At 68.4% G+C, this 12,256-nt stretch carries 11 protein-coding genes; 4 read left to right on the top strand and 7 right to left on the bottom strand.

Annotation, left to right across the window (positions count from 1 at the left end; translation table 11 throughout):
* The first annotated feature begins 87 nt into the window (after positions 1 to 87).
* Positions 88 to 630, top strand: coding sequence for a GtrA family protein (locus AB0H42_RS10150; RefSeq protein ID WP_357052671.1), 543 nt, complete (start codon positions 88 to 90; stop codon positions 628 to 630).
* A 181-nt stretch (positions 631 to 811) separates the two neighbouring features.
* The gene (locus AB0H42_RS10145) at positions 812 to 2,716 is read left to right on the top strand and encodes a glycosyltransferase (RefSeq protein ID WP_357052848.1); all 1,905 of its coding nucleotides are present in this window, start codon (positions 812 to 814) and stop codon (positions 2,714 to 2,716) included.
* A 57-nt stretch (positions 2,717 to 2,773) separates the two neighbouring features.
* Here the strand turns inward: AB0H42_RS10145 and AB0H42_RS10140 are convergent, their stop codons facing one another.
* The 6 genes from AB0H42_RS10140 to AB0H42_RS10115 form a co-directional block, all read right to left on the bottom strand.
* On the bottom strand, positions 2,774 to 3,625 hold the full coding sequence (locus AB0H42_RS10140) for an NAD(P)-dependent oxidoreductase (RefSeq protein WP_357052668.1): 852 nt from the start codon (positions 3,623 to 3,625) through the stop codon (positions 2,774 to 2,776).
* A gap of 247 nt (positions 3,626 to 3,872) precedes the next feature.
* Positions 3,873 to 4,565: a hypothetical protein gene (locus AB0H42_RS10135; RefSeq protein ID WP_357052665.1), complete on the bottom strand. Its 693-nt coding sequence runs from the start codon at positions 4,563 to 4,565 to the stop codon at positions 3,873 to 3,875.
* A 124-nt stretch (positions 4,566 to 4,689) separates the two neighbouring features.
* Positions 4,690 to 5,601, bottom strand: a complete 912-nt coding sequence (locus AB0H42_RS10130; RefSeq protein ID WP_051715048.1) for a glycosyltransferase family 2 protein — start codon at positions 5,599 to 5,601, stop codon at positions 4,690 to 4,692.
* A 395-nt stretch (positions 5,602 to 5,996) separates the two neighbouring features.
* Positions 5,997 to 6,869: an ABC transporter ATP-binding protein gene (locus AB0H42_RS10125; protein ID WP_357052662.1), complete on the bottom strand. Its 873-nt coding sequence runs from the start codon at positions 6,867 to 6,869 to the stop codon at positions 5,997 to 5,999.
* Between the two features lie 13 nt (positions 6,870 to 6,882).
* Complete coding sequence (locus tag AB0H42_RS10120; RefSeq protein WP_357052845.1) at positions 6,883 to 7,737, bottom strand: ABC transporter permease; 855 nt, start codon at positions 7,735 to 7,737, stop codon at positions 6,883 to 6,885.
* A gap of 219 nt (positions 7,738 to 7,956) precedes the next feature.
* Positions 7,957 to 8,547, bottom strand: a complete 591-nt coding sequence (locus AB0H42_RS10115) for a bacterial proteasome activator family protein (protein ID WP_357052659.1) — start codon at positions 8,545 to 8,547, stop codon at positions 7,957 to 7,959.
* Positions 8,548 to 8,661: 114 nt separating this feature from the next.
* Between AB0H42_RS10115 and AB0H42_RS10110 the strand changes: the two genes are divergently transcribed.
* A complete protein-coding gene (locus AB0H42_RS10110) occupies positions 8,662 to 9,864 on the top strand; it encodes a cysteine desulfurase-like protein (RefSeq protein WP_357052656.1) in 1,203 nt (400 codons plus the stop codon).
* An 88-nt stretch (positions 9,865 to 9,952) separates the two neighbouring features.
* Here AB0H42_RS10110 and AB0H42_RS10105 read toward each other — a convergent pair whose 3' ends face one another.
* Complete coding sequence (locus tag AB0H42_RS10105) at positions 9,953 to 10,954, bottom strand: NAD(P)H-quinone oxidoreductase (protein WP_357052653.1); 1,002 nt, start codon at positions 10,952 to 10,954, stop codon at positions 9,953 to 9,955.
* Positions 10,955 to 11,025: 71 nt separating this feature from the next.
* Here AB0H42_RS10105 and AB0H42_RS10100 point away from each other — a divergent pair, with 71 nt between their 5' ends.
* On the top strand, positions 11,026 to 12,201 hold the full coding sequence (locus AB0H42_RS10100; protein WP_357052650.1) for an alpha-hydroxy-acid oxidizing protein: 1,176 nt from the start codon (positions 11,026 to 11,028) through the stop codon (positions 12,199 to 12,201).
* The last annotated feature ends 55 nt before the right edge of the window (positions 12,202 to 12,256 follow it).

Below are 12,256 nucleotides of genomic sequence, written 5' to 3'. Positions count from 1 at the left end.
CTCGAAATCGACGGATATGGGAACACGGGGAGAGTACCGGGTCCCCGCCGGAGAGGATGGCTCAGGTCACTGCGGTACCGTCGGCGCGTGTCATCTGGTGAGTCCACGGCCGCTGTCGCCGCCGACGCGCCGGCCCCCCGTTCGCTCGCCGAACGCCTGCGGACCGGGCTGCGGCAGAGTGCGGCGTTCCTGGTCGTCGGTGTGGTCGGCTTCCTGGTCGATGCGGGGACCTACAACCTGCTGGTGTTCGATCTGGGCGCCGGGGATGGCGAAGGTCTCATGCACGACGTCCCGTTGCCCGCCAAGATCATCGCCATCGCGGTGGCCACGGTGGTCACCTACTTCGGCAACAAGTGGTGGACCTTCTCGCACAAGCAGTCCGGCAGCCCCGCCCGGGAGTACCTGCTGTACGCGGTGATCAATGTGATCGCGATCGGACTGCAATTGGGTTGCCTGGGTTTCTCCAGGTACATCCTGGACCTGTCCACGCCGCTGGCGGACAATATCTCTGGAACATTGGTCGGTCAGATAGTTGCCGTGGTGTTCCGGTATTGGGCTTATGACAAGTTCGTGTTTACCGGGGGACCCGATCGGGAAACGACCAACCGGGTGACCGGCGTGGCTGATTGATATCCTCGGGGCCGCCGCGAAACGTATTCAGGGACACGTTCGTCCCGTCGGCACAGCATGACGAGTCAGGCCCGGAGGCGGAAGTGCGATACCTGCGCCTGCGCTTCGGCCTCCGCGTCAGTACGCGGACCGATCGCCGGTCTCGCTCATGCGCGAAAATATTGAGGATTTCGAGGACTTCATGGACCAGTCGGCTATGCAGGCCGTTACCGAGACGAACGATCACGCTGCGGTCGCGCCGGAGTCGCTGCGCGCGGAACACCACCGGGCTCCGCGCAGACTGCTGCTCGCGCGGGGCATCTTCACCGGACCCTCGGCGAAGGTCAGCGACGAGCTGTACGCGGTGGTCAAGGGCCGTGCCACCCGCGACCGGATGAGCCTGCACCTGGACAAGGGCTCGACCGCGCACACCAACACCTACTTCGGGCGTTTCGCCGCCAGCTACTGGCAGCGCTGGACCGTGGTCACCGAGGTGGAGGCCACAATGATCCTGCAGGTCGGCAAGCACGCCAGGGTGCGGATCGTGGCCTCCGATATCGCCGGGCACCGCCGGATCGTCGGCACCGCCGAGGTCACCGCCAGCGGCCCGCTGACCCTGACCGCGCCGCTGGACCAGTTCGTCGACGGCGGGGCCCTGTGGCTGGAGTTCGAAGCCGTCGGTGCCGACCTGGAGATCTCCGAGCTCACCTGGACCGCGACCGCGCCCGAGACCGTACGCCCGGTCGCCATCGCCATCTGCACCTTCAACCGCGCCCAGGACTGCGCCGAAACCATCGCCGCGCTGGCCTCCGACCAGACCGTCCTCGGCTCGCTCGACGCGGTGTACGTGGTGGACCAGGGCACCGATCTGGTGGAGAACCGGCCGCTGTACCAGGCCACGCGGTCGATGTTCGGGGACAAACTGCGCTACATCCGCCAGCCCAATCTGGGTGGGGCAGGCGGTTTCACCCGCGGACTGTACGAGGTATCCGCGGCCAACGAACACGCCGACGTCATCCTCATGGACGACGATATCCTCTGCGAACCCGAGACCGTACTGCGGTTGCAGGCCTTCGCCAACCTGACCGTGGAACCGACGCTGGTCGGCGCGCAGATGCTGTTCCTGCTCAACCCCGACTACCTGAACGTCGGGGCCGAAGACGTGCACCTGCACCGGCTCATGCACGGCCAGAAGGTGCCCAAGGCGCTGCGCAACACCAGCATGCTGAAGAAGAACCAGGAACGCCGCGTCGACGCCGGATACAACGCCTGGTGGACCTGCCTCATCCCGGCCGAGGTGGTGAAGAAGATCGGGCTGCCGCTGCCGATCTTCTTCCAGTGGGACGATGTCGAATACGGGGTCCGCGCCCGCGAACACGGATTCGTCACGGTCACGCTGCCCAACGCGGCGGTCTGGCACGCGGACTTCTACTGGAAGGACTTCGACGACTGGGCGCGGTACTTCAGCACCCGCAACTCGCTGATCGTCAGCGCGATGCACGCGGACCTGAACCCGGGCACGGTCACCCGGCAGCTCTTCCGGAATATCTCCGAATACCTGGTCGCGATGCAGTACGGGCTCGCGCACACCACCCTGCAGGGCATCGAGGACTTCCTGTCGGGGCCGTCGATCCTGCGGGACGGCGGTATCGAGCCGCTGAAACGGGCCCGGACCAGCCGCGCCGACTACACCGAGACTGTGAAACATCCCGCGGCGACACCGCCGGTGGACTCCTCCGAGATCCGCGTGCGGCGGGCCGGCGGCGAACCCAGCCGGCTGCTGGCGGTGCTGATCAAACGCGCGATCCAGCAGTGGACCGGCAAAGTCCAGTACGGGCTGGTCGGGGTCACCCGCGAAGACGCGCACTGGTGGCATGTATCGCTGTTCGACCATGTCGTGGTCACCGATGCCTCCCAGTCCGGGGTCCGGGTCCGTAAGCGCGACAAGGCGACCGTGCGCGCCCTGCTGCTGCGCACGGTGCGGGTCCTGCGCCGGCTGTACAAGGAACTGCCGGACCTGCAGCAGCGCTACCGCGCCGCGCACGCCGAACTCACCAGCCGGGAGAACTGGGAGCGGCTGTACGGGATCGAGTCCGACCGGAACTGACCCGGACGCGTTCGCCCGAACGGGCCACGCCGTATCCGCGGCGTGGCCCCGTGGTCGTCAGAGGAACAGGTCGGTGGTGAGGGGTTCGTCGCCCGGGGTCACCCGATACTTGTCCAGGTCGGTGATGCCGTGGGTGGCGAGCACATCGTCGTCGATGAAGAAATTGCCGGTCGTCTCGGTGGCCGGTGAGGTGAGGACCAGGTAGGCGGCGTCGGCGTAGATATCCGGGGTCCGCGAGGTACGGACCATCTCCTCACCACCGAGCAGATTGCGTACCGCCGCGGTCGCGATCGTGGTGCGCGGCCAGAGCGAATTGACGCCGACACCGTCGGATTTCAGTTCCTCGGCCAGCCCCAGCGTGGTCAGCGACATCCCGTACTTGGCGATGGTGTAGCCCAGGGAGGAACCGGCCCACTTGGGGTCCAGGTTCAGTGGCGGCGACAGCGTGAGGATATGCGGATTGCGGCCGGCGGCGGCGGAGTCGCGCAGCGCCGGTATGCACAGCTTGGACAGCAGGAAAGTGCCGCGGCAGTTGATGTCCTGCATGAGGTCGTACTTCTTCATCGCCAGCGAATCGGTGGGGGACAGATCGATGGCAGAGGCATTGTTGACCACGATGTCGATACCACCGAAGCGCTCGGTGGTCAGCCGGACCGCTTCGGCGACCGATTCGTCGATCCGCACATCGCCGACGAACGGCAGTACGGTCGCCCCCGCCGCCTCCAGTTCCGCGGCGGCGGTGTGGATCGTGCCCGGCAGTTTGGGATGGGGCTGATCGGTCTTGGCGATCAGCGTGATGTTCGCGCCGTCGGCGGCCGCCCGTCTGGCGATCTCCAGCCCGATCCCGCGGCTGCCGCCGGACATGATCATCGTCCGGCCGCTCAGCGGTTTTTCTCCGGTAGCTGTCATTGCCTGCCCTCCTGTTGGTCGCGGGCGCCGACCGCCGTGCGTTCGGCGCTGCGCTTCGAGCGTAGGCAACAGGTCCGTGCTTGCCCAGGGACCGCGCGATCCGATGCGCGGGGTGTCGGGCAGACGGCCGACCGGACGCCGGAGCCGGGTGCTCGGCCGGCGCGAATGCAGCAGGCGCCGAGGTTCATGAGCCGGCCGGGTCCGTATGCGGCGAGGCCCAGGGGACCTCGCCGCATACGGACATCGCTCACATCGTGGCGATCAGCAGGATGTTGAGTAGGAAGATCAGGGCGACGAATGCCCAGATCACGTACATGACCACCATGCCGGGGGTCTTCTGCGGAACCGGCCCGATCGCTCCGTTGAGGAAGATGAGCGCCGGTGTCCGGTAGTAGTACCGGACCGCCTGCCCGGGCTGCACGGGCACCGTGACATCGGCGGGACCCATATCGAACAGCCACGGCGTGGTGACCCGCATGTGGTACTGGCCGGCGCCGACCGGAATGTGGTTGGCGCCCCACCGGGTGTTCGGCACCCGCTGCCCGTTCACCGTGATCTTGGGTTTGGTGATCGCGAGCAGGAACGCCATCGGGGTGTAGGAGCAGTCCACCGTGATCCCCGGCGGGTCGTTCGGCGCCGCCTGGGGCGGCCGGCCGTAGGGCCCGGGCTGCCCGCCCGGACCGAACTGGGCCGGGGGCTGCCCGGTCGGCTGGGCGTACGGGCCGCTGGCATACTGCGGCTGGGCGGGCGGCTGACCGTAGCCCTGCGGCGGCTGCCCGGGCGGCGGGGCGCCCCACGGCTGCGGACCGGCCGGTGGCCCCCCTGGATACTGCGGCTGCCCGCCCTGGTTCGGTGCCGGCGGCGCGAACTGCTGTTGCGGCGGCGGGAACTGGCCGGGTGCGGGCTGGCCCTGTGGCGGCTGACCGCCGGGGTAACTCATCGATCTCCTCCCGAATCATGCGAATTGCCAGCCGAACTTACCCGGCGGGGAGGAAACTCTCGCATTCGCCGTCAACCCTGGTTGTCCGGTGGGCGGCCGATTCGGGAGTCTCGGTGCCGATGGGCTAGTCCGGTTTCTGGAACTGCTCGTTGCGGCCGAGGCTGCGCAGATGGAACCACTCGCGCAACCCGGCCGGGTCGCGGCGGGTCACCAGGAAGAACCAGGAGAACCGAATCCATTCCTGCGGCAGCAGCTTTCGCATACCCGGCTGGGACATCAGATAGCCCCGGTTGCGGTAGGTGAAATACCGCTTCACCGGATCGTCCGGGTACTGGGTGTGCATCCGGCCACCGAGGATCGGCTTGAACTCGGCCGCCCCGTTGGGGTGCAAGTACGCGGTTTGCAGGCAGGTTCCGAAGGGTAATCCGGAGCGGACCAGTCGCCGGTGCACCTCGACCTCGTCGCCGCGCACGAACAGCCGCAGATCCGGTACACCGATCACATCCACCGCCTGCGCGGAGATCAGGGCGCCGTTGAACAGCGAAGCGATGCCGGGCAGGAAGTCCTCGCCGCCCAGTTCGGACCGCAACCGCCGCCACACCACGCCGCGGCGCAGCGGGAATGCCAGCCGGTCCGGTTCGTCGATATCGCAGACGACCGGCGAGACCTCCACCAGTTCGTGGCGCCGCGCGCAGTCGAACAGGGTCGCCAGTACCTCGGGGCCCTCGGGCCGGCCGTCGTCGTCGGCCAGCCAGACCCAGTCGGCGCCCAGGCTCAGCGCGTGCAGCATGCCCAGCGCGAAACCGCCCGCTCCGCCCAGATTGTGCGCCGAGCCCAGATAGGTGGTCTCGATGGGCTGATCCGCCACCAGTTCGGCCACTTCGGCTTCGTTGCCGTTGTCGATCACGATCAGGTGGTCGACGGCGCGCGATTGCGTGGCGACCGCTTTCAGCGATTCGGCGAGCAGATCGCGGCGCTTGTGTGTGACCACTACGGCGACGATCTTGGCGTCCGGTCCGTACTCGACCTCCGGCAGCACCGCGGCGGCCGCGTCGTGCTCCCGCGCGGGACCCGGAGCCGAACGCCGGGGGCCGCCGGTGCCGCGCCCACCGACGACGGGCGCGGCCTTCGCGTGCTCGTGCTTCTCCTGCGCTTCCGATACCGGCTCGGGCGCTACCTCGTCGCGCTGGTCTTTCGCCTCCGGAGCCGACTCGCTGCTGCCTTGTCCGCCGGGCGCGGGCGCTACCGGGTCACGCTCTGCTTCCGCCTGGGCGGAGCCGGGCTCGCTCGTGCTGTCGTCGGGCACTGCCGAGGGCGCTGCGTGGTCACGCGCCGCTTCCGCCCCGGAGCCCGGCTCGCTCGCGCCGTCTTCGGGCACCGGCGAGGGCTCTACGGGGTCACGCGTCGCTTCCGCCTCCGGGCGGGACTCGCTCATGCTGTGTTGTTCTCCAGTTCTCGTTCGCCGTCGGCCGACTGCGGTGCTGGTTCGTCGTCGGCACGATCGGACTTCTCGGCCTCGATCTCCCGCAGGACCGCCGCCACATGATTACCCGCGTCCGGGCCCTCGTAGGCCCGCACGACCTCCTCGATCCCGCCGTGCAACCGGACCTGACCGTGATCGATCCACAGTGCGGTATCGCAGAGCTGGGCCAGGAACTCGTTGGAATGGCTGGCGAACACCAGGATGCCCGAACGGGCGACCAACTCCTGCAACCGGATCCGGGCCTTCTTCATGAACTCCGCGTCGACCGCGCCGATCCCCTCGTCGAGCAGCAGGATCTCCGGGTCGATGGAGGTCACCACGCCCATCGCCAGGCGCACCCGCATACCGGTCGAATAGGTACGCAGCGGCATGGACAGATATTCGCCGAGTTCGGTGAAATCGGCGATCTCGTCGATCTTGGCCATCATCTGCTTGCGGGTCTGTCCCAGGAACAGACCGCGGATGATGATGTTCTCGTAGCCGGAGATCTCCGGGTCCATCCCGACGCCCAGATCGAACACCGGCGCGACCCGCCCGCGGATCCGCGCGCTACCGCGCGAAGGCTCGTAGATCCCGGACAGCAGCCGCAGCAGCGTGGACTTGCCCGCGCCGTTGTGGCCGACCAGGCCCACCCGGTCGCCTTCTTTCAGCGACAGGTTGATATCGCGCAGTGCCTCGACCACCACGACATCGGACTGGTTGCGGCCGATCGAACCGCCCGCCTTACCCAGGAACGCTTTTTTCAGCGACCGGGACTTCGCGTCGAAGATCGGGAACTCCACCCACGCGTTGCGGGTTTCGATATTCACGTGATCACTCATGATCGCCTGACTCCTAAACCCAGTAGGGCACGCGCGAACGGTATTGACGCAGCGCGATCGCCGCGGCGATCCAGCCCACCACGGTGATGGCGCCGACGATCGCCCAGTGGTAGAGCTTCTGGTCGTCGCCGAGCAGCGGTGCGCGCACGATCTCCAGATAGTGGTAGGTGGGCACCACTTCGGCCAGCCGGGCCCGTTCGGCGACCTGACCGCCCTGTTCGTGCAGGCTCTTGGTATTCCACATCACCGGCGTCAGCACGAACAGCATCAGCGTCATGCTGCCCAGGATCGGCGCGATATCGCGGTAGCGGGTGCTGAAGATACCGAACAGCACCGAGACCCACATCGCGTTGAGGAACAGCAGCACCAGCGCCGGAATCGCGAAGACCACGGTCCAGTGCAGATCGCGCCAGACACCGAAAAGGACCAACACCACGAAGTAGATTGCCGCGTTGTGCGCGAAGAACAGCATCTGCCGCCATACCAGCCGATACACGTGCACGCTCAGCGCCGACGGCAGCTGTTTGATCAAGCCCTCGTTGGCGACGAACACTTCCGCGCCCTCGAGGATCGAGGCGTTGATGACATTCCACACGATCAGGCCGACCGCCACATAGGGCAGGTACTCGGTCAGCGGCTGACCGAGCAGCGCGGCGTACAGGATGCCGATGGCGGTGGCCTGCACGCCGGTGGCGATGGTGATCCAGAACGGACCCAGCACCGAGCGCCGGTAGCGCTGTTTGATGTCCTGCCAGCCCAGCGAGAGCCATAGTTCGCGCTGCCGGAACCCGTCGCGGATATCGCGCCAGGCCCGGGACCAGGACTGCGAATCCGACTCGATGGGATCCGCGGCGGTCACCTCGGTGATATCGGAGACGGCGGTATCGGCGCCGGCGACCGGGGTCTGCTCGGAACTCACGGGCTTCTCATCTGCGGCGGGGTCGTGGTCGGGGCGCACCGGGCTCTCGTCGGTGCTCTCCGGATTGTCAGGGTTTACCAGGTCGGAGCGAGCGGAAGCTGCAGGCACGGTGCACGACACTACCTCGGTCGGCGAGCCGCGGTACCGGCCGGTTATATACCACCGCGTTCAGAGGTATTGCCCGGTGCCTCCGATGGACTGGCCCGGCTGCGCGCCGCGACCCTCGGCGGTATGGATACCCGGAGGCAGGGCCCCCTGGCGCATCTGCTCGAGCTGCGCCCGCGCGGCCATCTGCTGGGCGAACAGAGCCGTCTGGATGCCGTGGAACAGACCTTCCAGCCAGCCCACCAGCTGCGCCTGGGCGATACGGAGTTCCGCGTCCGAGGGGACGGCATCCTCACTGAACGGCAGGGCCAGCCGTTCCAATTCCTCGCGCAGCTCCGGCGCCAGGCCCTGCTCCAGCTCTCGGATGGAGGATTTGTGGATCTCGGCCAGCCGGGTCCGGCTGGCGTCGTCGAGCGGAGCCGCCCGTACCTCCTCGAGCAGCTGTTTGATCATGGTGCCGATCCGCATGACCTTGGCCGGTTGCTCGACCATATCGGCCAGCGATTCGGAGGCGTCGCGCTCGGCGCCCTCCGGCTCGGGCGCCTCCCGGCCGGGGTAGGACGCGTTCGCCGCGGCGCCCGCGGGCAGCACCAGCGGTCGGCCCTCGGGACCGATCACGACAACGGGATCCGATGCGTCATCCGATTGCGTCATGGTCCCCATCATGTCGTGTTCGCGCCGAACGCGCTAAAGCCGGTGGTGGTGACGCGGGTTGCAGACCCCGGACCAGGGTTACCGGAATATGGGCCCTGCCTTAAAGTGACCTGCATGACTTACGACGTCGCGCGGGTCCGGGGACTGATCCCCTCCGTGGCCGACGGCTGGATCAACCTGGCTCCGCAGGCGGGCATGCTTGTTCCGGATTCTGTCTCCCGCGCGGTGTCCATCGGTTTCCGCTCGTCGTCGTTCTCCCACCTCGGCCGTCACGGTGCCGCCAAACGCAGCGCCGATATGCTGCACGACGCCCGGGTGGCCGTCGCGGACCTGGTCGGCGCGGACCCCAGCGGGGTCGTGCTGGGACCGGACCGCGCCGTCCTGCTGGCCTGGCTCGCCGAATCCCTGAGTTCCCGGCTGGGCCTGGGCACCGGAATCGTGCTGTCCCGGCTGGACGACGAGGCGAACGTGGCGCCGTGGCTGCGAATCGCCAATCGCTACGGTGCCCATGTGCGCTGGGCCGAGGTGGAGATCGAGACCTGCGAGATGCCGGCGTGGCAGTTCGAGGAGCTCATCGGGCCCACCGCCCGGCTGGTCGCGCTCACGGCCGCCTCGCCGATCGTGGGTTCGGCACCCTCGGTGCGGGTCGCGGCCGAACGGGTACACGAGGTCGGTGGCCTGCTGGTCGCGGACGCGGTCGGCGCCGCACCGTACGCGCTGATCGGTATCGATGACCTGAACGCCGATGTGGTCGCGTTGAGCGCGCCGAGCTGGGGCGGTCCGCAGGTCGGCGCGCTCGTCTTCCGGGACCCGGCATTCCTGGACCGGATCCCGTCCATGTCGTTGAACCCCTACGCCAAGGGCCCCGAGCGGCTCGAGGTCGGCGGACACCAGTATGCGCTGCTGGCCGGTCTTACCACCTCGATCGACTATCTGGCCGGCCTGGACGAACGGGCCCGCGGCACCCGCCGGGAACGGCTGGAACTATCGATCAGCTCGCTGCAGGACTACCACGACCAGCTGTTCGACCATCTGATGAGCACCCTGGAGAAGGTCGGCGGGCTCACCGTGATCGGCCGGGCCTCCACCCGGATCCCGACGGTCAGTTTCACCATCGACGGTATGCAGGCGGAGAAGATCGCCGCCGAACTGGCGGACAAGCGCATCAATGTGCTGGCGGGCTCGCACGGTGGCAGCCGGTTACTGGACGCACTGGGTGTGAACGACGAGGGCGGCGCGGTGACCATAGGTCTCGCGCCGTACACGACTCGCCGGGAGATCGATCAGTTCGGCCGGGCCCTGGCCGCGCTCGGCTGACCGGCCGGCCGCGCTCGCTTCCCGCGGGCCCGCGTGCAGGCTTTCCGTGGCCGGGCCGCGCCGGCGTCCATCGGCCCGGCCGGCTCGATCAGTCGTTGCCGATCCGCAGGATCACCTTGCCGAACGTGTCGTGCTCGTCGAGCAGTTCGTGCCCCCGGGCCGCCTCGGCCACCGGGACCTCGGCGTGGATCACCGGCACGACCGCGCCCGTCTCCAGCAGCGGCCAGACGTGGGCCCGTACCTCGGCGATGATGTCGGCCTTGCTGCCGCGGCCGGTGGCCGGACGGTCGCGCAGTTTGATCGCGCGCACGGTGCCGCGTTTGGCCATGAGTTCGCCCAGGTTCAGTTCGGCGTTCACCCCGCCCTGCATACCGATCACCAGCACCTGCCCGTCCAGGGCCAGCGCGGCCACATTGCGCCCGAGGTAGGCGGCGCCCATGTTGTCGAGGATGATGTCCGCGCCGGGTCCGCCCAATCCCTGCTCGGCCCGGATCAGATCGACGAAATCGTGTTCTCGGTAGTTGATCAGCACGCTCGCGCCCAGCTCCGCGCAGCGCGCCAATTTCGCGGCCGATCCGGCCGTGACCGCGACTCGGGCGCCCAGCCGGTCCGCCACCTGGATGGCGTGGGTGCCGATACCGCTGCCACCGCCGTGGATCAGCAGCAACTGCCCGGAGTGCAGGCCGGCGGTCAGCACCAGATTCGACCAAACCGTCGCCGCGACCTCGGGCAGTGCCGCGGCCGCCGCCAGATCCAGGCCGTCCGGCACCGGTAGCACCTGGCCGGCCGGGACCACCACTTTCTCGGCGTACCCGCCGCCGGACAGCAGCGCGCACACCCGGTCGCCGGCCGACCAGTCCCGGACACCCTCGCCGACGGCCGCGATCACCCCCGAGCATTCGAGTCCGGGCACGGCGGTGACGCCCGGCGGGGGCGCGTACAGGCCACGCCGCTGCAGCAGATCGGCCCGGTTCACCCCGGCCGCCGCCACGTCGATCAGTACCTCGCCGTGCCCGGGTACCGGGTCCGGAGCGGCGGACCACTCCATCACCTCGGGGCCGCCGAATCCGTTCAAGTTGATCGCACGCACGGGACCCATACTGCATCAGAAACTGCCGAGCGGGTGCTCGCGACTGGCCGGACACGGCTACCGTGAGCGCCGTGAGCAGCTTCATCGACTTCCAGAACGAGATCTACCTCCAGGGAATGGGCGGGACGGTCCCGGAACTGCCGATGACCGCGGACGGTTTCGCGGGCCGGGCCCGGGAGTTGCTCGACGCACGCGCCTACGCCTATGTGGCCGGTAGCGCCTCCACCGAACGTACGGCCGTGGCCAACACCTCCGCGTTCGATCGGTACCGGATCGTGCCGCGCATGCTCTGCGGGACCAGTGGCCCGGGCGCGCGCGACACCGCGGTCGAGGTACTCGGCACCAAACTCGCCGCCCCGGTGCTGACCTCGCCGGTCGGGGTCCTGGAACTGCTGCACGAGAAGGGCGAGGTCGTGGTGGCGCAGGCCGCGAAGGAACTGGGCGTCGGCACTGTCCTGTCCACCGCGTCCTCGGCGACCATCGAGGAGGTGGGTGAGGTCGCCGGCGACTGGTGGTACCAGCTGTACTGGCCCGCCGACGACGAGCTGGCGCGCTCGTTCGTGGAGCGTGCGCAACGGGCCGGCGCGAAGGCGATCGTGGTCACCGTGGACACCCCCTCGCTGGGCTGGCGGCCGCGGGATCTCGAACTGGGGCATCTACCCTTCCTGCTGGGCAAAGGTATCGCCAACTATCTGTCCGACCCGGTCTTCCGGGCGAAGCTGTCCGCGGCGCCGGAGGAGAGCGAGGACGCGCTGCGGATGGCGATCCTCACCTGGGTCGGCCTGTTCGGTAACCACGCGCTACGTCCCGCCGACCTGGCCAAACTGCGGGAATGGACCGATCTGCCGATCGCGGTGAAGGGTGTGCTCCATCCCGACGATGCCCGGCTGGTGGTGGACGGCGGCGCGGACGCGGTCTGGGTGAGCAACCACGGTGGCCGGCAGATCGATAATTCGATCGCCGCGCTGGACGCGCTCGGTGCGGTGGTCGGCGCGGTCGGGGACCGGGCCGATGTGCTGTTCGACTCCGGTGTCCGTTCCGGCTCGGATGTGCTGGTCGCACTCGCTCTCGGCGCCAAGGCGGTGGGTTACGGCCGGCCCTGGGCGTATGCCCTCGGTATCGCAGGCAGCGCGGGGGTGCGTCACGCCCTGCGCCTGCTGCTCGCCGATTTCGATTCCGCCATGGGACTTTCCGGTTGCGCCGACCTCTCCGGCATCACCCGCGACCTGCTCGCCGTGCCCCGGTGACCGCGCGACCGGCCACCGGGCGACCGGTGGTCGGCTTTGGGTCGCTCCCGGTCAC

Origin of the sequence: Nocardia sp. NPDC050799, from assembly GCF_040654015.1 — a bacterium.
GTDB lineage: Bacteria > Actinomycetota > Actinomycetes > Mycobacteriales > Mycobacteriaceae > Nocardia.
This window is presented reverse-complemented; position numbering and strand designations above follow the sequence as displayed.